General features: G+C 71.3%; 17 protein-coding genes. 8 read left to right on the top strand and 9 right to left on the bottom strand.

The genetic code is table 11. From position 1 onward, the window contains the following. Positions 1-12: 12 nt before the first annotated feature. The 3 genes from cydD to ACFVYR_RS14540 all read left to right on the top strand — a co-directional run bounded on the left by cydD (position 13) and on the right by ACFVYR_RS14540 (position 6,623). Positions 13-3,522, top strand: a complete 3,510-nt coding sequence (gene cydD, locus ACFVYR_RS14550; RefSeq protein WP_384254507.1) for a thiol reductant ABC exporter subunit CydD — start codon at positions 13-15, stop codon at positions 3,520-3,522. A 172-nt stretch (positions 3,523-3,694) separates the two neighbouring features. Next, positions 3,695-5,431: a GAF domain-containing sensor histidine kinase gene (locus tag ACFVYR_RS14545; RefSeq protein ID WP_384254510.1), complete on the top strand. Its 1,737-nt coding sequence runs from the start codon at positions 3,695-3,697 to the stop codon at positions 5,429-5,431. A 136-nt stretch (positions 5,432-5,567) separates the two neighbouring features. After that, complete coding sequence (locus ACFVYR_RS14540; protein ID WP_384254512.1) at positions 5,568-6,623, top strand: M23 family metallopeptidase; 1,056 nt, start codon at positions 5,568-5,570, stop codon at positions 6,621-6,623. Positions 6,624-6,715: 92 nt separating this feature from the next. On the opposite strand, the gene ACFVYR_RS14535 is transcribed toward ACFVYR_RS14540, so the two are convergent. Beyond that, positions 6,716-7,642: a Cof-type HAD-IIB family hydrolase gene (locus ACFVYR_RS14535; RefSeq protein ID WP_384254514.1), complete on the bottom strand. Its 927-nt coding sequence runs from the start codon at positions 7,640-7,642 to the stop codon at positions 6,716-6,718. 94 nt (positions 7,643-7,736) lie between these two features. Between ACFVYR_RS14535 and ACFVYR_RS14530 the strand changes: the two genes are divergently transcribed. Beyond that, a complete protein-coding gene (locus ACFVYR_RS14530; protein WP_384254517.1) occupies positions 7,737-8,648 on the top strand; it encodes an LLM class flavin-dependent oxidoreductase in 912 nt (303 codons plus the stop codon). 125 nt (positions 8,649-8,773) lie between these two features. On the opposite strand, the gene ACFVYR_RS14525 is transcribed toward ACFVYR_RS14530, so the two are convergent. Genes ACFVYR_RS14525 through ACFVYR_RS14510 form a run of 4 tightly spaced genes read right to left on the bottom strand, consistent with a single transcriptional unit; the run spans position 8,774 to position 13,365 of the window. Next, positions 8,774-9,748 carry a MerR family transcriptional regulator gene (locus tag ACFVYR_RS14525; RefSeq protein ID WP_384254519.1) on the bottom strand — a complete coding sequence of 325 codons (975 nt, stop codon included), beginning with the start codon at positions 9,746-9,748 and terminating at the stop codon, positions 8,774-8,776. 34 nt (positions 9,749-9,782) lie between these two features. Continuing rightward, positions 9,783-10,715 (bottom strand): metal-dependent hydrolase, encoded by a 933-nt coding sequence (locus tag ACFVYR_RS14520; RefSeq protein WP_384254521.1) that lies wholly within the window; start codon positions 10,713-10,715, stop codon positions 9,783-9,785. Then, entirely contained in the window at positions 10,712-12,517 is a 1,806-nt protein-coding gene (locus ACFVYR_RS14515) for an SDR family oxidoreductase (protein WP_384254524.1), read from the bottom strand. Before ACFVYR_RS14515 ends, ACFVYR_RS14520 begins: the two co-directional genes overlap by 4 nt. After that, positions 12,514-13,365, bottom strand: coding sequence for a M24 family metallopeptidase (locus ACFVYR_RS14510; protein ID WP_384254526.1), 852 nt, complete (start codon positions 13,363-13,365; stop codon positions 12,514-12,516). The genes ACFVYR_RS14515 and ACFVYR_RS14510 overlap by 4 nt, the downstream gene beginning before the upstream one ends. 278 nt (positions 13,366-13,643) lie before the next feature. On the opposite strand from ACFVYR_RS14510, the gene ACFVYR_RS14505 reads away from it, so the two are divergent. Genes ACFVYR_RS14505 through ACFVYR_RS14490 form a run of 4 tightly spaced genes read left to right on the top strand, consistent with a single transcriptional unit; the run spans position 13,644 to position 17,200 of the window. Then, positions 13,644-14,651, top strand: a complete 1,008-nt coding sequence (locus ACFVYR_RS14505) for an ABC transporter ATP-binding protein (protein WP_384254685.1) — start codon at positions 13,644-13,646, stop codon at positions 14,649-14,651. Beyond that, positions 14,641-15,558 (top strand): ABC transporter permease, encoded by a 918-nt coding sequence (locus tag ACFVYR_RS14500; protein ID WP_384254528.1) that lies wholly within the window; start codon positions 14,641-14,643, stop codon positions 15,556-15,558. Before ACFVYR_RS14505 ends, ACFVYR_RS14500 begins: the two co-directional genes overlap by 11 nt. After that, positions 15,558-16,469, top strand: coding sequence for an ABC transporter ATP-binding protein (locus ACFVYR_RS14495; protein ID WP_384254531.1), 912 nt, complete (start codon positions 15,558-15,560; stop codon positions 16,467-16,469). The genes ACFVYR_RS14500 and ACFVYR_RS14495 overlap by 1 nt, the downstream gene beginning before the upstream one ends. A gap of 11 nt (positions 16,470-16,480) precedes the next feature. Next, positions 16,481-17,200, top strand: a complete 720-nt coding sequence (locus tag ACFVYR_RS14490; RefSeq protein ID WP_384254533.1) for an ABC transporter permease subunit — start codon at positions 16,481-16,483, stop codon at positions 17,198-17,200. 354 nt (positions 17,201-17,554) lie between these two features. Here ACFVYR_RS14490 and ACFVYR_RS14485 read toward each other — a convergent pair whose 3' ends face one another. The 4 genes from ACFVYR_RS14485 to efeB all read right to left on the bottom strand — a co-directional run bounded on the left by ACFVYR_RS14485 (position 17,555) and on the right by efeB (position 22,614). Then, on the bottom strand, positions 17,555-18,379 hold the full coding sequence (locus tag ACFVYR_RS14485) for an HAD family hydrolase (protein ID WP_384254535.1): 825 nt from the start codon (positions 18,377-18,379) through the stop codon (positions 17,555-17,557). After that, on the bottom strand, positions 18,376-19,665 hold the full coding sequence (gene serS / locus ACFVYR_RS14480; RefSeq protein ID WP_384254538.1) for a serine--tRNA ligase: 1,290 nt from the start codon (positions 19,663-19,665) through the stop codon (positions 18,376-18,378). The genes ACFVYR_RS14485 and serS overlap by 4 nt, the downstream gene beginning before the upstream one ends. A 614-nt stretch (positions 19,666-20,279) precedes the next feature. Then, positions 20,280-21,215: a prephenate dehydratase gene (gene pheA / locus ACFVYR_RS14475; protein WP_384254540.1), complete on the bottom strand. Its 936-nt coding sequence runs from the start codon at positions 21,213-21,215 to the stop codon at positions 20,280-20,282. A 151-nt stretch (positions 21,216-21,366) separates the two neighbouring features. Then, positions 21,367-22,614 (bottom strand): iron uptake transporter deferrochelatase/peroxidase subunit, encoded by a 1,248-nt coding sequence (gene efeB, locus ACFVYR_RS14470; RefSeq protein WP_384254542.1) that lies wholly within the window; start codon positions 22,612-22,614, stop codon positions 21,367-21,369. Positions 22,615-22,621: the final 7 nt, after the last annotated feature.

Raw genomic sequence — 22,621 nt, 5'->3', positions numbered from 1 at the left:
GGTGTGTTTCACGTGAAACCAATCGACCCGCGCCTGCTGCGATACGCCCGCGCCACTCGCTTCTTCCTGGTCGCCGTGGTGGTTCTGGGACTGATCGGCGCCGGCCTGGTCATCGGTCAGGCGATGCTCATCGCCGAGATCGTGGTGGGCGCCTTCCAGAAGAGCCTCTCCGCAGGTGACTTGAGCACGCCCTTGGTGCTGCTCACCGTGGTCGCGCTGGGGCGGGGCCTGGTCTCCTGGCTGGCCGAGCTCGCCGCGCACCGGGCGAGCGCGGCGGTCAAGTCGGAGTTGCGGGGGCGGCTGTTGGAGCGGGCGGGCGCGCTCGGGCCCGGGTGGCTGGGAGAGCAGCGCACGGGTTCGCTGATCTCCCTCGCCACGCGGGGCGTGGACGCGCTCGACGACTACTTCTCCCGCTATCTGCCGCAGCTGGGGCTCGCGGTGGTCGTGCCGGTGGCGGTGCTCGCCCGCATCGTCACCGAGGACTGGGTATCGGCGGTGATCATCGTCGTCACCCTGCCGCTCATCCCGGTCTTCATGATCCTGATCGGCTGGGCCACGCAGAACCGCATGGACCGTCAGTGGCGGCTCCTCTCGCGGCTCTCAGGACATTTCCTGGACGTGGTCGCGGGGCTTCCGACCCTGAAGGTGTTCGGTCGCGCGAAGGCCCAGGCCGACTCGATACGCAAGATCACCGGCGAGTACCGGCAGGCCACGATGCGTACGCTGCGCATCGCCTTCCTGTCGTCGTTCGCCCTGGAACTGCTCGCCACGATCTCGGTCGCCCTAGTCGCGGTCACCATCGGCATGCGGCTCGTGCACGGCGAGATGGAGCTGTACGACGGACTCGTCGTCCTCGTCCTCGCGCCCGAGGCGTACCTGCCGCTGCGCCAGGTCGGGGCGCAGTACCACGCGGCGGCGGAGGGGCTCTCGGCCGCCGAGGAGATTTTCGAGGTGCTGGAGACCCCGGTGCCGCCCGCCGGGACCGGGGCGGCGCCCTCGGGCGTGCTGAGCGTGGAGGGCGTGACGGTCCGGTACCCGGGGCGGACGTCGGACGCCGTCTCCAAAGCCGCCTTCCAGGTGGCGCCCGGGGAGACCGTGGCGCTCGTGGGGCCCAGCGGGGCGGGCAAGTCGACCCTGCTGAACGTGGTGCTCGGGTTCGTCAGGCCCACCGAGGGGCGGGTGTGCGTCGGCGGGGTCGACCTGGCCGACGTCGCGCCGGAGCGGTGGCGGGAGCGGATCGCGTGGGTCCCGCAGCGGCCGCACCTCTTCGCCGGGACCATCGCGGAGAACGTACGCCTCGCACGGCCGGAGGCGGACGACGCCCAGGTGCGGGAGGCTCTGCGGGACGCGGGCGCCCTGGAGTTCGTGGACGCGCTGCCCGCCGGGGCCGGCACCGCCCTCGGTGAGGACGGGGCCGGGCTCTCCGCCGGGCAGCGGCAACGGCTCGCCCTGGCGCGGGCGTTCCTCGCCGACCGGCCCGTGGTCCTACTCGACGAGCCGACGGCGGCGCTCGACGGCGGGACCGAGGCGGAGGTGGTCGAGGCGGTTCGCCGGCTGGCGGTCGGGCGGACCGTTCTGCTGGTCGTGCACCGGCCCGCGCTCCTTGCGGTGGCCGACCGGGTCGTACGGCTGGACGCCACGGACGTGGCCTCCCGGAGCCAGGGGGCGCGCCCGTCCGTGACGCCGTCCGATGTGCCGTCCGGCACGGGCGGGCACATCGCGGGCAGCCCAGGCGACAGCGCGGTGCCGGGCGATCCGGACGCGACCCGCCCGAAGAGCCGGGTCCTTGCCAGGGTCCGGCACGCCGCGCGGGCGAGGCGGGGTCAGCTGGGCCTCGCCCTGCTCCTCGGCGCCCTCGCCCTCGGCAGCGCCGTCGGGCTCATGGCCACCTCCGGCTGGCTCATATCGAGGGCCTCGGAGCAGCCCCCGGTGATGTACCTGATGATCGCCGTCACGGCGACCCGCGCCTTCGGCATCGGCCGCGCCGTCTTCCGGTACGCGGAGCGGCTCGTCTCACACGACGCCGTGCTGCGGATGCTCGCCGACACCAGGGTCGCCGTCTACCGGCGCCTGGAGCGGCTCGCCCCCGCGGGCCTGCGCGGCGCCCGGCGCGGCGACCTCCTCTCCCGCCTGGTCGCCGACGTCGACGCCCTGCAGGACTACTGGCTGCGCTGGCTGCTCCCCGCCTCCGCCGCGGCCCTCGTGAGCGCGGGAGCCGTCGGGTTCACCGCCTGGCTGCTGCCCGAGGCGGGTGCCGTGCTCGCCGCGGGGCTGCTCGCGGCGGGCGTCGGCGTGCCGCTGGTCAGCGGCGCCGTGGCCCGTCGCGCGGAGCGAAAGCTGGCCCCCGCGCGCGGGGTGCTCGCCACCCGCGTCGCCGACCTGCTCACCGGAACCGCGGAGTTGACCGTCGCCGGGGCGCTGAAGCGGCGTACGGCCAAGGCGGGGGAGGCCGACGCAGAGCTGACCCGGATCGTCTCCAGGGGTGCCACCGCCACCGCGCTCGGCGACGGCCTGAGGGCGCTCGCCACCGGGCTCACCGTCGCCGCGGCCGCGCTCGTCGGCGTACAGGCGGTCCACGACGGGCGGCTCAGCGGTGTGGACCTGGCCGCGGTCGTGCTCACGCCGCTGGCCGCCTTCGAAGCGGTGATGGGGCTGCCGCTCGCCGTGCAGTACCGCCAGCGGGTCGGCAAGAGCGCCGAACGCGTTTACGAAGTGCTCGACGCGCCCGTGCCCGTCCCCGAGCCCGCCGTACCCGCGCGGGCGCCGCAGTCGCCCTTCCCGCTGCGCGTCGAGGGGCTGCGTGCCCGGTACGAGGGGCAGGACCGGGACGCGCTCGCCGGCGTCGGCCTCACCCTGGAGCGCGGCCGGCGGATCGCCGTGGTCGGCCCCTCCGGGTCGGGCAAGACGACGCTCGCGCAGGTGCTGCTGCGGTTCCTCGGGGCGAGCGAAGGGACGTACACCCTCGGCGGCACGGACGCGGCCGCCCTGGACGGTGACGCCGTGCGCCGCATGGTCGGGCTGTGCGCCCAGGACGCCCACATCTTCGACAGTTCGGTGCGCGAGAACCTGCTGCTCGCCAAGAAGAACGCCACGGAGGAGGAGTTGCGCGACGCCCTGGAGCGGGCACGGCTCGACGGCTGGGCCGACTCGCTGCCGGAGGGGCTCGACACCCTCGTCGGCGAGCACGGGGCCCGGCTCTCCGGAGGGCAGCGGCAGCGCCTCGCGCTGGCCCGCGCGCTCCTCGCCGACTTCCCCGTCCTCGTCCTCGACGAGCCCGCAGAGCACCTCGACCTGCCGACCGCCGACGCCCTCACCGCCGACCTGCTGGCCGTCACCGAGGGACGTACGACGCTGCTCATCACCCACCGGCTCGCCGGCCTCGACGCCGTGGACGAGGTGCTCGTCCTTGACGCGGGACGGGTGGCGCAGCGCGGCACGTACGCGGAGCTCACGGCGGTGGAGGGGCCGCTGCGGCGGATGCTGGAGGTGGAGCGGGCGGCGGACCTGCTGGTGGCGGCTTGAGGGGGCGTCCTGGGGGGTCCTGGGGGTGTCCTGGGGCCGAGGGGTAGCCGGGCGGGACGGACTTCGGCGGGCCGGGGACGGGCCGGAGACGTATCGGATCGATCGAGGCTTCGGCTTTCCCCTTCAAAGCTTCGGCTTTCCCCTTCAAATAGGACTTACTAGGCTCAAAGGCATGTCAGTACCTTCGGCCCCCGCCGATCCCCCGCTTCCCGACGGCACACCGACCACGGTGAAGGCGGCGGAGCTGGCGATCCGCGGCCTCCAAGGGCTCACGCCCGAGCTGAGTTCGCGGGTGCCGCAACTGCTCGACGCCATGCGGTCGGTCGGTGCCGGACTCGAACTGCACACCACTCTGGACCGCATCTGCGAGACGGCCGCCGAGCTGGCCGATGCCCGCTACGCCGCCATCGGCGTCGTCGCCGAAGACGGCGAAGGGCTCTCCGACTTCGTCTACCACGGCATCGACGAGGAGACCGCGGAGCGCATCGGACACCTGCCCGACGGCCACAAGGGCCTCCTCGGCGCCCTCATCCACCAGCCGCGGACGCTGCGCCTCGGCGATCTCTCCGCCGACCCGCGCTCCTGCGGATTCCCGGCCCACCACCCCCCGATGCGGACCTTCCTCGGCGTCCCCATCCGCGTCCAGGGAGAGATCTTCGGCAACCTCTACCTGACGGAGAAGCGGAACGGAGCGGACTTCAACGACTACGACGTGCACATGGTGCGTGTCCTCGCCACGGAGGCGGGCATCGCCATCGGGAACGCGCGCCTCTACGAAGCCGCCAAGCAGCGTGAGCGCTGGATCGACGGCTCCGTGGCGGTCACCACGGCCCTGCTGTCCGGCAGCGACGCCGAGGAGGCGCTCGAAGTGGTCGCCGAGCAGGCCAGGCACCTCGCGGACTCGGCCGCGGGCATCGTGCTGCTGCCCGACGAGGAGGGCGGCATGGAGGTCGTCGCGGTCTCCTCGCAGGAGCCCGTCGGAGCCCTCGGCATGATCGTCCCCGCGGAGAGCCGCATCGTGGCCGACCTCCTCGAAGGCAACTCCGTGTTCATCGACGACGCGGCCGCCGACCCGCGCATCATGACCGAGGCCGCCCGTGCGTTCGGCCCCGTCATGATGCTGCCGCTGCAGAGCGACGGCCGGGTCCTCGGCACGCTCGTGACGCCGCGCGTGCGCGGTGCGCGCCCCTTCACCGAGGCCGAGCGGACGCTCGCCACCCAGTTCGCCTCGCAGGCCGCGCTCGCGCTGATGATGGCCGAGGCGCAGCGGGACCGGGAACGGCTCGCGGTCTACGAGGACCGCGACCGGATCGCCAGGGACCTGCACGACCTCGTCATCCAGCGGCTGTTCGCCACCGGGATGATGCTGGAGAGCGCCCAGCGCAGGTCGGTCGTGCCGGAGGTGCAGGTAGGCGTCGGCCGCGCCGTCGACGAACTGGACGTGACGATCCAGGAGATCCGCACGGCGATCTTCGCGCTGCAGCAGGGGCCGGCCGAGGCGCCCTCGGGGCTGCGCACGCGCGTCCTGCGCGAGATCAACATGGCCGCCGTCCCGCTGGGCTTCAAACCGTCGCACCACTTCGTGGGGCCCGTCGACACGGTGGTCGGGGAACTGACCGGCAAGAACCTCATCGCGGCGCTGCGGGAGGCGCTGTCCAACGCGTTCCGGCACGCGCAGGCCGCCCGTATCGACGTCGTGGTCGACTCGACCGTCGTCCTCCCCGACGGGCAGCACGGCGTACGCCTGACCGTCGCCGACGACGGCGTGGGGATCGCCGAGGGCGGCCGGCGCAGTGGCCTGAGGAACCTCAAGAGGCGGGCCGAGTCGCTGGGCGGTGACAGTTGGTACGGGCCCGGGATCGGCGAGGACGGCGGCGGTACGACGGTGGTGTGGGAGGCGCCGTACTGACGTAGTACGGGGCGGCCTCAGTGAGCGTGGCGGGCCCTGTTCGGCGGTATACGAGTGGGCCGTACGGGGCACCGTGGCCCCCGGGTCCACGAGTTGGTCCTGACCCGTGCCACCGCGACCGGCAACGATCCCTGACATGTTGCTGAGCCGCCACCACCGTCCGCACCCGTTCGTCAGCGTGCCGGTACTGCTGTGCGCGCTGCTCTGGTCCGCTCCCCCTGCCCCCGCCTCCGAGGCTCCGGACACGAGCGTCGACGTGGCACGGCTGTACGAGGAGGCCTCCGTGGCGACCGCACGCTACGAAGAGGTGCATCGGGCCGTCGGCCGCCAGCGCGCGAAGGTCCGGAGGGTGAACCGGCTGCTCGCCGAGGAGCGGCGTGACATGGCGGCGCTGCGCGGTGACCTCGGCCGGCTGGCCAGTGCCCAGTACCGCACCGGTGGCGGTCCGCTCTACACCGTGCAACTCCTCCTCGCGGGCAGCCCCGACGCCCTGATGCGGGGCAGGCAGATCCGGTGGCAGGCCGATCTGGCCGTGAACAGCGCTGTCGCCAAGACCCGGCGGGCGGCGGCCGGGCTCGCCCTCGCCAAGGACCGGGCGGCCCGCGCCAAGCGCACCCTGGAGCGGCGCAAGGTCCACTTGGCCGAGCTCAAGCGGGACATCGATCAGAAGCTGGAAAGGGCCCGGTGGACCCTCCAGGGCGAGGCCGACCGGTCGGTGGCGGCGGGGAGGTGCCGCGGCGCGGTCCGGCTCGATCAGCCGAAAACGCGCCGCACGCGCGCGTGGGTGACGCCCGTGAGGTCCTACGAGCTCTCGGCGGGCTTCGACAGCGTCGGCGGGCGCTGGGCACACCGGCACACCGGGCAGGACTTCGCGGTCGGCATCGGGACGCCCGTGCGGTCGGCCGGCGCGGGCCGGGTGGAGAGCGTGTCGTGCGGCGGGAGCTTCGGGATCGAGGTGGTGGTGCGGCACAAGGGCGGCTACTTCACGCAGTACGCGCATCTCGCGGCCGTCACCGTCGACCAGGGGGAGCGGGTACGTCCCGGTCAGTGGATCGGGCAGTCCGGCACGACCGGCAACTCGACCGGTCCGCACCTGCACTTCGAGGTGCGGCTCACGCCGGAACCGGGGTCGGCGGTCGATCCGCGGGAGTGGCTGGCCGAGCGGGGCGTCACCCTCCGAACCCGTCCTTGAGAGCCTGTCTTTGAACCCCCGCCTGCGCCCCGGCGCCCGGCACGCACGCACCGAACGCCGCTGCGCCCGCGCTTCGCGCGGACGACGGGGGTTCAAAGACAGGCTCTGAGGATCTGCTCGATCACGACCGCGACGCCGTCGTCGTTGTTGGCGACGGTGCGCCCGGAGGCCGCGGCGACGACGTCCGGGTGGGCATTGCCCATCGCGTACGACGTACCGGCCCAGGCGAGCATCTCTATGTCGTTCGGCATGTCTCCGAAGGCGACGACTTCCCGCGGCGCGATGCCGCGCTCCGCGCAGCACAGCTCCAGGGTGCTCGCCTTGGAGACGCCGGGGCCGCTGATCTCCAGGAGGGCGCTCGGGCTGGAACGGGTGACCGTGGCCCGGTCGCCGATGGCCGTGCGGGCGAGCACCAGGAATTCGTCGGGGGCGAGCCCGGGATGGAAGGCGAGGATCTTGAGGACGGGCTGGTCGGGGGCCGCGGAGTCCGCCGCGTGCTCGGCGAGCAGCTTCTCCGCGGGGGCGACGCTTTCGCCCGGCTCCATGTGCAGCGGTGGGTACGTCTCCTCGTGGTGCAGTCCCCCGGTCCGCTCGATCGCGAAGGACGTGCCCGGCGCCGCGGCGCGCAGCCTGCGCACGACATCGAGGGCGCACTCCCGCGCCAGCTCGCGGACCTTGACGAAGCGGTGGGTGCCGGGGCCGCCGTGCAGGTCGACCACGGCGGCGCCGTTGCCGCAGATGGCGAGGCCGTGGCCGTGGACGTGCGCGCTGACGACGTCCATCCAGCGGGCCGGGCGGCCGGTCACGAAGAAGACCTCGATGCCGGCCTCCTCGGCTGCCGCGAGCGCGGCGACGGTGCGGTCCGAGACCGTCTTGTCGTCGCGCAGCAGCGTGCCGTCGAGGTCCGTCGCGATCAGCCGGGGCCGCGGCCGGCTCGCGGCCGGGCCGCCGGGCGCCCAAGCTGTGGGGGCCGGGGCGGTGGGGGCCGGGCGCCGGGGCCCTGGGGTAGCTGAGGTCACGTCCTCGATTGTCCCGCATATGCGCGCACGGCCGTGCGCTGGGGCGCACATCTGAGTACTCGGCGGCTCAGGGCCCCGCCGTAAGCTCTGGGGCATGAGTCTGCGTCTGAGCACTGTGATTCTTCCCGTACGTCGCTGGCACGAGGGCGCCCGCGACCAGTGGCGGCAGGCCGAGGAGCTCGGCTTCCACGCGGCGTACACGTACGACCATCTCGCCTGGCGCACCTTCCGTGACGGGCCGTGGTTCGGGGCGCTGCCCACGCTGACCGCCGCCGCGACGGCCACCGAGCGGCTGCGCCTGGGCACGCTCGTCACGTCACCGAACTTCCGGCACCCGGTGACGCTCGCCAAGGAGCTCATCTCGCTCGACGACATCTCCGGAGGCCGGATCACGCTCGGCATCGGCGCCGGCGGCAACGGTTTCGACGCCACGACGCTGCTGCGGAGCGGTGCGGAGCCCTGGACCCCGCGCGAGCGCGCCGACCGGTTCGCGGAGTTCGTGCCGCTGCTCGACCGGCTGCTGACCGAGGACTCGGTGACGTACGAAGGGACCTACTACTCGGCGACCGAGGCGCGTGACATCCCGGGCTGCGTGCAGCGGCCGCGGCTGCCCTTCGCCGTGGCGGCCACCGGCCCGCGCGGCCTGAAGCTCGCGGCCCGGCACGGGCAGGCGTGGGTGACGACGGGGGACCCGAAGCTCTTCGAGGCGGGCACGCCGGAGCAGTCCCGCGAGGCGCTCTCGGGTCAGCTCGAGAAGCTTGGCAAGGCGTGTGCGGAGATCGGCCGGGACCTGGCCGACCTGGACAAGGTCCTGCTGACCGGCTTCACGCCGGAGCGCGGCCGTCCCCTTGAGTCCGTCGACGCCTTCGTGGACTTCGCCGGCCGCCACCAGGCGCTGGGCTTCACCGAAATCGTGGTGCACTGGCCGATCCCCGGCTCGGACTTCGCCGCGGACCAGTCGGTGTTCGAGAAAATCGCCACCGAGGCGCCCCGACAGCTGAGCTGAAACGCCGTTTTCCGCGTGCTCGATTTTCGTCCATCGACTTTTCATCGACGGATCGAGGCCCGGAGGTTTGATCCACAGCCAAGTCAAGTTATCCACAGGCTAGTTGATAATTCTGTGGACAACTCTTAAGCGACTGGCGGCATTTGGCTAACTTGCGGCATATTTGGGCCTCTTGTCGCCAGCGCGTCCAATGTCCTTGTCTGCACCTCCTTTTCGGCGGCTGCGGCGATGAACGCGGGCGCGTTCGTCTCGCCAACCAGGGCCTGAACGGCGCGCATTGTGGATGCCGGGAGTGCTACGTTCTGCCGCTCGTCCGTGCGAGAGGCGAGTGCCCCCGGCTCCAGGTGCTGACGCAGGTGCCTGGTGGCGAACGTCCGCATCGCACGGGCCAGTTCCGCGTCCACCGACTGCTGGGCGAGCGGTCGCAGCCTGCGGACGAGCGAGGCCGCCTCCGCCGCGTCCGAGTCGGTCGGCGGGTGAGGTCCGAGATAGCGCGCGAATACGTGCTCGGTCGTGAACTCCAGGAAACGGGCGGCTATATGCTCGACCTGGCCCCTCAACTCCCGCAAATGCCCCGAAATAGCTGACAGCGGCACGCCCGCCGCGTACAACTCGACGGCCACCGAGAGCTCTTGTGGGCTCGGCACCAGGAACTCGTCCTCGCGGCCCGGTATCGGTTCGAGCACCCCGAGAGCGATCGCGTCGGCCACCGCCGCCTCGTCGGGAGTGCCGCCGAAGGCCGCGTCGAGCTCGGCACGGGTGATCCGGTCGGCCTTCTCGTCCGTCCACGGGCCGTCGACCTCCGCGACCAGGCCGAGCACCCCGCCGAGCCCCCGGCCCGCGTCCCAGGCCTCGAGGAGCTCCTTGATGGACGCCAGGGTGTAACCGCGGTCCAGCAGGTCCGCGATCTGCCGAAGGCGTGCCAGATGCTCGTCCCCGTACACGTTCGACCGACCGCGCCGCTCCGGACGGGGGAGCAGCCCGCGGTCTTGATAGGCGCGGATCGTACGGACCGTCGCCCCGCTGTGGTGCGCCAGATCCTCGATGCGGTACTCCGCGCGATGCTCCGCCGGTTGCTCTGTGGGCTCCGTATACGTCACTCCCCCCGCCCTTCGTGTCGCCTGGGCACAGCCGCTACGCGGTGGCCGTCCGGCCGATCGCGCCCGCCGCGGCCCGCGCCGCGGGCGACTGCGCCAGATATCCGACGGCCTTGCGCAACGAGCCTTCCTGGGAGGGATGGTACGACCGCCGCAGATAGCGGGGTATCGCCGTGCCGAGCTCGCGCCAGGTGGGCAGCAGGCCCTTGCGGACCGCGCGATTGTGCTCGGCCAATGAGTACCGCGAGCGGTCTGCGAGTTGGGGGTCGTGGCGGATCAGATAGGCCGTGCCCCACATCCACAGGTACAGCATCACGGGCGCCGTGACCGCCATGCCGGCGACCCTGCGCGCGTACCGGGGGAAGCCATGGCCGCCGCAGTGCTGGAACATGTCGAAGGCGACCGCGCGGTGCTCGACCTCCTCCGCCCCGTGCCAGCGCAGCAGATCGAGCATGACCTCGTCGGCCCCGGCGCGGTCGAGGCCCTCGGCGCGCAGGACCCAGTCGCCCAGGACGGCCGTGAACTGCTCTATCGCGGCGATGATCGACAGCCGGAACCGAAGCCACTCCTGCGTCGGCACCGGCACGCCCAGCGGTGGCTTCTCGCCGAGGAGCTTCTCGAAGAGGAAGTCGACGTACTTGGTGAAGGCGGCGGTGTCCAGGCGCTGCGCCGCCAGGTGGTCGAGCACGTGCGCGTGCTGCACGCTGTGCGTGGCCTCCTGACCCATGAACCCCTTGACGTCCCCGCGCAGTGCGGGATCGGTGATCAGCGGCAGGCCTTCCTTGAAGACCTTCACGAACCACCGCTCCCCCGCCGGGAGAAGCAGATGCAGGACGTTGATGACGTGCGTGGCGGTCGGCTCGTCCGGTATCCAGTGCAGAGGTGTCCCGTCCCAGTCGAACGAGACCCGGCGCGGAACGATCGCGTAGTGCTCCCGCGCGCCCGTGCGGGGATCCGTCTCCTTGCTCACAGCGGCGGCTCCAATCGGGCTATCGCACGCAGGGCCTTCGGGCTGAAGCGCGACATGAAGCGGGCGCCGCGGGCCTCCGGGGTGACCGGGACCACCGCCTGGTTCTTGACGACAGCGTTCAGGATCGCGTCGGCGACCTTCTCCGGCGGGTAGTTGCGCAGGCCGTACAGCCGGGCCGACTTCTTCTGGCGGCGCTTCTCCTCGTCGGCCCCGACACCGACGAAGCGGGACGTCGCCGTGATGCTCGTGTTCACGAAGCCCGGGCAGATCGCGGAGACCCCGATGCCCCGGCCCGCGAGCTCGGCGCGCAGGCACTCGCTGAGCATCAGGACGGCCGCCTTGGAGGTGCTGTAGGCGGGCAGGCTCCGGGAGGGCTGGTACGCCGCCGCGGACGCCGTGTTGACGATGTGGCCGCCCTGGCCGCGCTCGGCCATCTGCTTGCCGAAGAGCCGGCAACCGTGGATGACACCCCACAGATTGACGTCGAGGACCTTCTTCCAGTCCTCGCTGCTGGTCTCAAGGAAGGAGCCGGCGATGCCGATGCCCGCGTTGTTCACCAGGACGTCCACCACGCCGTACTCCGTGGCGACCCGTTCGGCGAGCTTCTCCATGGCCTGCTCGTCGGTGACGTCGACCGTCTCGGCCCAGGCCGCGGGGGCACCTATCAGGCGCGACATCTCCGCCGTGCGGGCCGCGCTCTCCGCGTCCCGGTCGACGGCCACCACGCGCGCGCCCGCCTCGGCGAACGCGAAGGCGGTGGCCCGCCCGATGCCGCTGCCCGCTCCGGTGACAAGGACGAGCTGTCCGCCGAACCGGTCGGCGTGCTTGCCGCTCGCACCGCTGTCGTTGACGGGCATGCCATCCTCGTTCGTCGTGACGAACTCGCCGATCCAGGCGGCCAGTTGGTCGGGACGGGTGCGCGGCACCCAGTGCTTGGCGGACAGGGTGCGGCGGATCAGCTGCGGGGCCCACAGCTCCAGCTCGTCGTAGAGCCGCTCGGACAGGAAGATGTCCCCGGAGGGCGTGATGAGCTGCACGGGCGCGTGGGCGTACGCGTCGGTGCGCGGCCTGCGCAGCCTCGCGCGGACGTTGTCGCGGTAGAGCCAGGCCCCGTGTGCCGCGTCCTGGGGCAGGGACGACGTCGGATAGTCGCCCGCCGGGACCTTCTCCAGGCGCTGGAGGATCTTCGGCCACTGCTTGGCGAGCGGGCCGCGCCAGGCGAGCTCGGGGAGCACGGGGGTGTGCAGCATGTACACGTACCAGGACTTGGCGCCCTGGCCGAGCAACTGGCCGACCTTGCGGGGCGTGGGCCGGGACACGCGCTGCTTGATCCAGTGGCCGAAGTGGTCGAGCGAGGGGCCCGACATCGAGGTGAAGGAGGCGATGCGGCCCTCCGTGCGCTTCACGGTCACGAACTCCCAGGACTGCACCGAGCCCCAGTCGTGCCCGACCACGTGCACCGGCTTGTCCGGGCTGACCTCGTCGATGACCGCCACGAAGTCGTCGGTCAGCTTCTCCAGGGTGAAGCCGCCGCGCAGCGGACGCGGTGCGGTCGACCTGCCGTGCCCGCGGACGTCGTACAGCACGACGTGGAAGCGGTCGGCGAGGCGCCCGGCGACCTCGCTCCACACCTCCTTGGAGTCCGGATAGCCGTGCACGAGCAGGATCGTGGGCCGGTCCGGGTCGCCCAGCTCGGCGACGCACAGCTCCACCCCGCCCGTGCGAACCCAGCGCTCGCGCGCGCCCCGCAGGCCGCCGCTCCGCTCCTCGCCGGTGCCCTTGGCGATGTCTCCGGTCGTCATGCGGCGGCCCTCTCCTCAGCCCAGCGCCGCACATGCGGCAGATCGTCGTCCAGCCAGAACGCGCTCTGTTCGGGGTCCTTGGAGTCGGTGACGACCAGGATCTCCTCGAACTTCGCGCCCGTACCCCGGAAACCGAGGTGCGGCTCGACCGCCCAGAGCCCCTTCCGGGGCGGGTGGTCGGAGAACTTGTACGGGGACCACAGCGGCGACCAGCCGTCGCGGTGGCCGTGGATCGCGTCGCTGACCAGACCCTTCAGTGACTGTGTGCCGAAACCGAAGAGGTGCGGGGACAGGCGGCGCTCCTTGACCCGGTCGACCTTGTGCGCGATGACGCCGAACGGATACGCGCGATGGCGGTTGGCATACCCCTGGCGGACCATGAGACGGTCGACGTCCTCATAGATCTCCCGCAGCGGCCTGCGCTCGCGCACTTCGCGCAGGATCAGCTCACGGTGCGCCTCCAGGTCGGCGAGGAGCCTGTCGTGCACGGGGTTGAGGCCCAGGCAGCCGGAGTAGCCGATGTCGGCCGTGAAGCCCTTGTAGACCGGGGCCATGTCGAGGATGAAGGGCATCCCCGGCTCCAGCTTGCGGTGGGTGGGGAAGAACTGCAGGGGGATCCGGAAGCCCGCGAACGCCGTGCGGTCCCCGAACCAGGCGAAGGGCAGGTGGAACCAGTCGCGCACGCCCCGCTCGCGCAGCCACTCGCGCTGCATCCGCGCCGCCTCGCGCTCCGTCACACCCGGCCTGAGCTGAGCCGCCACCGCCTCGGCGCACGCGTACGCAAGGGTCTGCACTTCTCTGAACCCCCGCAGCTCCGCCGAGAGTTCGCCTGCCACCGCTGAGGTCATGCCACCGTCCGTCCTGAGTCCGGTCCATCCCGAGTCCGGTGCATCCCGTGTCCCGGGCCATCGCCGTACGCGGTCGTAACTTGACACTGATGAATGTGACAATGCCCGGCGGCTACGTCAAGAGTTCTGTCCAACCCTGCGGGAGAGGTCCGGAAGAACCCCCACGGGTCGACTTCCGGACGACCCCTACGGGCCCGTGATACTCGAGAGTGAGGGCAGGGCAGGCCCTTGGTCTGACGCGCCGGTGTGGGCCGCGCCACTAGCGTCGAAGCGTGACTGTGATCGCGACCGAAAGCCTGAGCAAGCGGTTCCCCAGGGTGACCGCGCTTGACCGGCTCTCCATGGATATCGGGCCCGGTGTGACTGGACTCGTCGGAGCCAACGGAGCCGGCAAGTCCACACTGATCAAGATCCTGCTGGGTCTGTCCCCCGCCACGGAGGGCCGCGCCACCGTGCTCGGCCTCGACGTCGCCACCAGCGGCGGCGAGATCCGCGAACGCGTGGGGTACATGCCGGAGCACGACTGCCTGCCGCCCGACGTCTCGGCCACCGAGTTCGTCGTGCACATGGCGCGCATGTCCGGACTCCCGCCCACCGCGGCCCGCGAGCGCACCGCGGACACCCTGCGCCACGTCGGGCTCTACGAAGAGCGCTACCGCCCCATCGGCGGCTACTCGACCGGCATGAAGCAGCGCGTCAAGCTCGCTCAGGCCCTCGTCCACGACCCCCGGCTGGTCTTCCTCGACGAGCCGACGAACGGCCTCGACCCGGTCGGGCGCGATGAGATGCTCGGCCTGATCCGCCGCGTCCACACCGACTTCGGCATCTCGGTCCTGGTCACCTCGCACCTCCTCGGCGAGCTGGAGCGCACCTGCGACCACGTCGTCGTCATCGACGGCGGCAAGCTCCTGCGGTCCAGCTCCACCACCGACTTCACCCAGACCACCACGACGCTCGCCGTCGAGGTCACCGACACCGACGACCACCCCGACGGCACCCGCGCGCTGCGCGAGGCGCTGCGGGGCCGCGGCATCGGCACGGAGACCGGCGGCGAGCTGCCCGGCGCGGGGCACACGATCCTGCTCACCGCCGAGGGCGAGGAGACGTACGACGTCGTGCGCGACCTCGTCGCCGACCTCGGCCTCGGCCTGGTGCGGATGGAACAGCGCAGGCACCACATCGCGGAGGTCTTCACGGACGAGCCGCGACAGGAGCCCGCGGCCGGGCCCACCGCCGCCCTCGTGACCACCGCACAGCAGAAGGGGGCCGGCCGCGATGAGCACTGAGGCCACCCGGAGTCCGGAGCCCGCACGGGCCCCCGAGTCCACCCGCATCCACAACATCGGTTACCGCAACTACGAAGGACCGCGGCTCGGCCGTGCCTACGCCCGCCGCTCGCTCTTCTCCCAGAGCCTGCGCGGCGCGTACGGACTCGGGCGTTCCGCCAAGTCCAAGGTCCTGCCGATGATCCTCTTCGCGGTGATGTGCGCACCCGCGGCGATCATGGTGGCGGTCGCCGTCGCCACCAAGGCCGACGACCTCCCCCTGGACTACACGCGCTACGCGATCGTGCTCCAGGCCGTCATCAGCCTCTTCCTGGCAGCCCAGGCCCCGCAGACCGTCTCCCGCGACCTGCGCTTCAAGACAGTGCCCCTCTACTTCTCGCGGCCCATCGAGCGCGGTGACTACGTGGCGGCGAAGTTCGCCGCGATGTCCTCGGCGCTCTTCGTCCTCACCGCGGCGCCGCTCGTCGTGCTCTACGTAGGGGCGCTGCTCGCCAAGCTCGACTTCGCCGACCAGACCAAGGGATTCGGCCAGGGGCTGGTCTCCGTGGCGCTGCTCTCCCTGCTCTTCTCCGGTATCGCCCTCGTCATCTCCGCCGTCACACCCCGCCGCGGATTCGGCATCGCCGCCGTCATCGCGGTGCTGACCATCACCTACGGAGCGGTGTCCACGGTCCAGCAGATCGCCTCCGAGCAGGGCAGCACCGGAGCCATCGCCTGGCTCGGCCTCTTCTCGCCGATCACGCTCATCGACGGCGTACAGACCGCCTTCCTCGGCGCCACCTCCGCCTTCCCCGGAGGGGAAGGCCCCTCTTCCGCCGTAGGCGCCCTCTACGTAGTCGTTGTTCTCTGCCTCATCGCGGGCTGCTACGGCGCGCTGATGCGCCGCTACCGGAAGGTCGGCCTCTGATGACCACGATCAATATTGACCATGTGTCGCGCTGGTTCGGGAACGTCGTGGCGGTCAACGACATCACCATGAACATCGGCCCGGGAGTCACGGGGCTCCTCGGTCCGAACGGCGCGGGCAAGTCGACGCTCATCAACATGATGGGTGGTTTCCTCGCCCCCTCCACGGGCAGCGTCACCCTCGACGGCAGGCCCATCTGGCGCAACCAGGAGATCTACAAGGACATCGGTATCGTCCCCGAGCGCGAGGCGATGTACGACTTCCTCACGGGCCGCGAGTTCGTCGTCGCCAACGCCGAGTTGCACGGTCTCGACGAGCGGGCCGCCAAGAAGGCGCTCGCCACCGTCGAGATGGAGTACGCGCAGGACCGGAAGATCTCGACGTACTCCAAGGGCATGCGCCAGCGCGTGAAGATGGCCTCCGCCCTGGTCCACGACCCTGCGGTGCTGCTGCTCGACGAGCCCTTCAACGGCATGGACCCGCGTCAGCGCATGCAGCTGATGGACCTCCTGCGGACCATGGGCGGGCAGGGCCGCACGGTCCTGTTCTCCTCGCACATCCTCGAAGAGGTCGAGCAACTCGCCTCGCACATCGAGGTCATCGTCGCCGGACGGCACGCGGCCAGCGGTGACTTCCGCAGGATCCGGCGTCTGATGACCGACCGCCCGCACCGCTATCTGATCCGTTCAAGCGACGACCGCGCCCTGGCCGCCGCGCTGATCGCCGATCCGTCGACGGCCGGCATCGAAGTCGACCTCAAGGAGGGCGCCTTGCGCATCCAGGCGGTCGACTTCGGCCGGTTCACCGCGCTGCTGCCCCGCGTCGCCCGCGAGCACGGCATCCGGCTCCTGACGGTCTCGCCCTCGGACGAGTCCCTCGAGTCGGTCTTCTCCTACCTCGTCGCGGCCTGAAGGGACTGACCGTGTACAACCCCACTGTCGCCCGGCTCACCTACCGGGCCCTGCTCGGCCGGCGCCGGGCGCTGATCCTCCTCGCCCTGCCCCTCCTCCTGATCGTCATCTCCGCGGCGGTACGGGGGTTCAGCGGCGCCGACGACCAGGTGGCCGCCGATGTCCTCGGCGGATTCGCGCTCGCCACGATGGTGCCGATCATCGGCGTCATCGCGGGCACCGGTGCGATCGGTCCGGAGATCGACGACGGCTCGGTCGTCTACCTGCTCTCCAAGCCGGTCCGGCGGCCCACGATCATCTTCACCAAGCTGATCGTCGCCATCGCCGTGACCATGGCCTTCTCGGCGATCCCCACGTTCATCTCGGGGATGATCCTGAACGGCAACGGGCAGCAGATCGCCATCGCCTACACGATCGCCGCCCTCGTCGCGTCCGTCACGTACGCCGCGATCTTCCTGCTCCTCGGCACGGTCACCCGGCACGCCGTGGTCTTCGGGCTCGTCTACGCGCTGGTGTGGGAGGCGCTCTTCGGTTCGCTGGTCTCCGGGGCGCGCACGCTCAGCGTGCAGCAGTGGTCGCTCGCCGTGGCGCAGAAGGTCGGCCACGGTGACCTGATCCCCTCGGACGTCGGCCTGCCGGCCGCGACGGTCCTGCTGGTCGCCGTCACGGTGCTCGCCACGTGGTACGCGGGGCAGCGGCTCCGATCGCTGACGCTGGCCGGGGAGGAGTGACGGGGCGTTGCACTGGGCTTGGGCGGGGGTGGGGGCCCGCGCCGCCTGATCCGGCCTTCATCACCGGCTTCGCCGAGTTCGTCCTCAAACGCCGGACGGGCTGAAGATTCGAGCGCCGGACGGGCCGGGGGTCTTGAGCACCGGACGGGCTGAAGATCTCGAGCGCCGGACCGGCTGGAAATCCCAAGCACCGGGTGGGCTGAAAATTCGAGCGCCGGACAGGCCGGGGATCTTGAGCACCGGACGGGCCGGGGAGCTTGAGCGCACGACGGGCTTGGGAATCTTGAGCGCCCGACCGCTGGAAAACTCAAGCGCCCGATGGGCCGGATACGCCCCCTCGCCCGCTCGGCGACCTCAGCCCAGCAAGCGTTCCAGAACCACCGCGATGCCGTCCGCCTCGTTCGACGTCGTCACCTCGTCCGCGACCGCCTTGAGTTCGTCGTGGGCGTTGGCCATGGCTACGCCGTGGGCCGCCCAGCCGAACATCGGGATGTCGTTCGGCATGTCGCCGAAGGCGATCGTGTCCGCGGCCTTCGCGCCGAGGCGGCGTGCCGCCAGGGAGAGGCCCGTGGCCTTGGAGAGGCCGAGCGGCAGGAGTTCGACTATCCCCTCGCCCGCCATGGTCACGCCGACCAGATCGCCCGCCACCCGGCGCGCCACCTGCGCCAGCGCGTCGTCGCTCAGGCCGGGGTGCTGGATGTACACCTTGTTCAGCGGGGCCGCCCACAGGTCGGCGACGTCCGTGAAGGGGATGGCGGGGAGCGGGCCCTCCTGGACCGCGTAGCCGGGGCCGACCAGCACCTCGCCGTCGATGCCGTCGCGGCTCGCGGCGAGGAAGAGCGGGCCGATCTCCGCCTCGATCTTGGCGAGCGCAAGGCCCGCGAGCTGGCGGTCGAGCGTCACCGAGGTGAGCAGCCGGTGCTCCCCCGCGTGGTACACCTGCGCGCCCTGGCCGCATACCGCGAGCCCGTCGTAGCCGAGGTCGTCGAGGATGTGCCGGGTCCAGGGCACCGCACGGCCGGTGACGATGATGTGCGCCGCGCCCGCCGCGGTGACCGCGGTGAGCGCCTGGCGCGTACGTCCCGAAACCGTGTCGTCGGGGCGCAGCAGCGTCCCGTCGAGGTCGGTCGCGACCAGCTTGTACGGGAAGGAGGGCGTGACCGGAGCAGGGTGACTCACTTGGCGATGGGCTCCAGAATCTCTCGGCCCCCGAGGTACGGACGCAGGACCTCGGGCACCACCACGGAGCCGTCGGCCTGCTGGTGGTTCTCCAGGATGGCCACGATGGTGCGCGGAACGGCGCACAGCGTGCCGTTCAGCGTGGCCAGCGGCTGGAGGACCTTCTTGCCGTCGCGGCTGTCGCGCATCCGGATCGACAGGCGGCGGGCCTGGAAGCCGTCGCAGTTCGAGGCGGAGGTCAGCTCGCGGTACTTGCCCTGGGTGGGGATCCACGCCTCGCAGTCGTACTTGCGCGAGGCCGAGGCGCCGAGGTCACCCGTCGCCACGTCGATCACCTGGAAGGGCAGGCCAAGGCCGGTCAGCCACTGCTTCTCCCACTCCAGGAGACGCTTGTGCTCGTTCTCGGCGTCGGCCGGGTCGACGTACGAGAACATCTCGACCTTGTCGAACTGGTGGACGCGGAAGATGCCGCGGGTGTCCTTGCCGTACGTGCCGGCCTCGCGGCGGTAGCAGGGCGAGAAGCCCGCGTACCGCAGGGGCAGCTTGTCGGCGTCGATGATCTCGTCCATGTGGTACGCCGCGAGCGCCACCTCGGAGGTGCCGACCAGGTAGTAGTCGTCCTTCTCCAGGTGGTACACGTTCTCCGCGGCCTGGCCGAGGAAGCCCGTGCCCTCCATGGCGCGCGGGCGGACGAGCGACGGCGTCAGCATGGGGATGAACCCGGCCTCGGTCGCCTGCGCGATGGCGGCGTTGACCAGGGCGAGTTCGAGCAGGGCGCCGATACCGGTGAGGTAGTAGAAGCGCGATCCGGAGACCTTGGCGCCGCGCTCGACGTCGATCGCGCCGAGCAGCTCGCCGAGCTCGAGGTGGTCCTTCGGCTCGAAGCCCTCGGCCGCGAAGTCGCGCGGGGTGCCGATCGTGTCGAGGACGACGAAGTCCTCCTCGCCGCCGACCGGGACGTCCGGGTGGACGAGGTTGCCCAGCTGCCCGAGGAGGCGCTTGGTCTCCTCGTCGGCCTCGTCCTGCGCGGTGTTGGCCGCCTTGACGGCCGCGGAGAGCTCGCCCGCCTTCTTCAGGAGCTCCTGCTTCTCCTCGGGCGCGGCCTTGGGGATCAGCTTGCCGAGCGCCTTCTGCTCGGAGCGGAGCTCGTCGAAGCGGAGGCCGGACGACCTGCGCCGCTCGTCGGCGGAGAGCAGGGCGTCGACGAGCGCGACGTCCTCTCCACGGGCGCGCTGGGAGGCGCGAACACGGTCGGGGTCCTCACGGAGCAGGCGAAGGTCAATCACCCTTCAAGGCTACCGTCGTGCGGTTGCGGCCTACGACTCGATATTGCATGGTGTGCGTTATGCCCGTTTTGCCGGAATGGAAATTCCTGGCGGCCGACGGCTCCGAATGGGGCTCGGCCCGGCTGGAAAGCCGCCGCCGCTGAGCACTCGGGGTGCGGGTCAATAAATGGCCACCATTCCCCGAAATGGGGCAGACCGCACCCGGCGTCTTGACCCGAACTCCTTGCGGGAAGCGGGACTTGGCCGCCCGCTCGCCGCGGTTGTCCACAGGAATCGGCGACTCCGGACGGTTGTCCACAGCCTGTGCGAAAGATCTGTGGATGCCGGAAGGGGGAGTTCCGAAAGTTCCGCACGGGCCGAAGGAATCGCTTCCCAAACCACCCGCACACCCACTTTCGAGTGGAAATACCTCGCCCCAAAGAGTTGATCAATGGAAAAGAGTGGACGAGGGGTGACGTGCCGGACTGTGGACGGACTTGAGGTCCCTGCGCCGATTTGTCGACCATGTCGTGCTTCGTTGTCGACTTGTCCCCAGGTCGAGACGCGCACCTGTGGATAACTTCTGTGGACAACGTAAATCTGCAGGTAGGACCGGACGGGGAGCGGGCGAGCGGCTAGAAACGGCCGTCCTCGCAGCGTGCCAGCCAGTCCGACGCCGCCATGAACTCGCTGTCGGTCGTGCCGGGCCGCAGCGGCCGGACGTCCTCCGTCGCCACTCCGGCCCGCGGGTACGACCCGAGGAAGCGCACCTGCGGGCAGATCCGCTTGAGCCCCATCAGGGCCTCGCCGACCCGGCGGTCCGTGATGTGCCCCTCGGCGTCCATCGAGAAGCAGTAGTTGCCGATGCCCTGGCCCGTCGGCCGCGATTCGATCCGCATGAGGTTGACGCCGCGTACGGCGAACTCCTGGAGCAGTTCGAGCAGCGCGCCGGGGTGGTCGTCGCCCAGCCAGATGACGACGGAGGTCTTGTCGGCCCCCGTCGGCGCGGCGGGCCGGGCGGGGCGGCCGACCAGCACGAAGCGGGTCTCGGCGTTCGCCGCGTCGTGGATCTCGCTGACCAGCGGCTCCAGGCCGTACGTCGCCGCGGCGAACTCACCCGCGAAGGCGGCGTCGAAGCGGCCCTCCTGGACCAGGCGGGCGCCGTCCGCGTTCGAGGCCGCCGACTCCCACAGGGCGTCCGGCAGGTGCGCGGCCAGCCAGTTGCGGACCTGCGGCTGGGCCACGGGGTGACCGGTCACCGTCTTGATGTCCGTGAGCTTCGTGCCGGGGCGCACGAGCAGCGCGAAGGCGATCGGCAGGACGACCTCGCGGTAGATCATCAGGGGCTCGCCCTTGGCGAGCTCGTCGACGGTGGTGGTGACGCCGCCCTCGACGGAGTTCTCGATCGGCACCAGCGCGGCAGCCGCCTGGCCGCCGCGGACCGCGTCCAGCGCGGCGGGCACGGAGACCATGGGGACGAGCTCCCGGGCGGCCGCCTCCGGCAGCGTGCGGAGTGCCGCCTCCGTGAAGGTGCCTTCGGGGCCCAGGTACGTATAGCGCGTCGCCGACATACCGTCACCCTAATGGGCCCGACGTGGCGCGGCTCACGCGTCTCACAGAGCGGCGCCCGTCGCACGTACGCGCGTACGAAGAAGGCGTACGCCCCCACATGCACCCCAACACGCGCCCCCGCATATGCCACGCGCCCGGGCGAGCGACGGCTCACCCCTCCAGCAGCCGCTGCCCCACGTACTCGCCCTTCGCCGCCCCGCCCGGCACCGCGAAGAGCCCGCTGGCCTCGTGCCGGATGAACTCCGACAGGGCGTCGCCCCGGTCGAGCTTGCGCTGCACCGGGATGAAGCCACTCATCGGGTCGGCCTGCCAGCAGATGAAGAGCAGGCCCGCGTCGGGCTCGCCCTTGGCGTCGAAGCCGTCGTGGTAGGAGAACGGGCGGCGCAGCATCGCGGCGCCGCCGTTCTGGTCGGGCCTGCTGATGCGGGCGTGCGCGTTGGGCGGGATCACGACCTTGCCGTCCGGGCCGGTCTTGTCGAGCTTCGGCTCGGTGCTCTCCGAGCCGCCCGTCAGCGGTGAGCCGTCCGACTTGTGCCGTCCGATCACCGCCTCCTGCTCCTTCAGGCCGAGCTTCTCCCAGTCGTCCAGGAGCATGCGGATGCGGCGTACGACGACGTAGGAACCGCCCGCCATCCACGCGGGGTTCCCGCCATCGGGGACGAAGATGCGCTGGTCGAAGGTCTTCTCCGACGGCTTGGGATTGTTCGTGCCGTCGATCTGGCCCATCAGGTTGCGGGTGGTCATCGGGCGTGCGGTGGCGCCCGGCGAGCGGTTGAACCCGTTCATCTGCCAGCGGACCTTCGCCGCGCCCGCCGCCTCCCGTTGGATCGCGCGCAGGGCGTGGAAGGCGACGAGCGGGTCGTTCGCGCCGATCTGCACCCACAGGTCGCCGTTGCTGCGCGCCTTGTCGAGATGGTCCGAGGAGAAGTCGGGCAGCGGGTCCAGGGCGGCCGGGCGCTGCTTCGCCAGGCCCGTGCGGGAGAAGAAGGAGGCGCCGAAACCGAAGGTGACGGAGAGCGAGGACGGGCCCGCGTCCCGGGCGACGGCTGTGTCGTCGCCGTCGGTCGGCCGCCCCGCCATCAGCGCCTGGGCCGTCGCCGACCAGCGGCGCAGCAGGGCTGCCGCCTCCTTGCGGCCCGTCCCCGCCACCAGGTCGAAGGCGACCAGATGGCCGCGGGACTGCATGGGTGTGGTGATGCCGGGCTGATGTTTCCCGTGAAACATCACCTCGTCCGTGCCGAGGGACGTCAGCGCGGACGACGGGCCGTCCACCGCGGCGGAGGAGTCGGACGAGGGTGCCGCGGCGTATCCGGCGGCGCCGCCCGCCGCGCCGAGCGCGAGTCCGGTCGCGCCGGCGGTGCCGAGCAGCCGCCGCCTCGAAATGCCGTTGTCCGCCATGGTCGTT

This window comes from Streptomyces sp. NPDC058284 (assembly GCF_042881135.1).
Taxonomy (GTDB): Bacteria; Actinomycetota; Actinomycetes; order Streptomycetales; family Streptomycetaceae; genus Streptomyces.
This window is presented reverse-complemented; position numbering and strand designations above follow the sequence as displayed.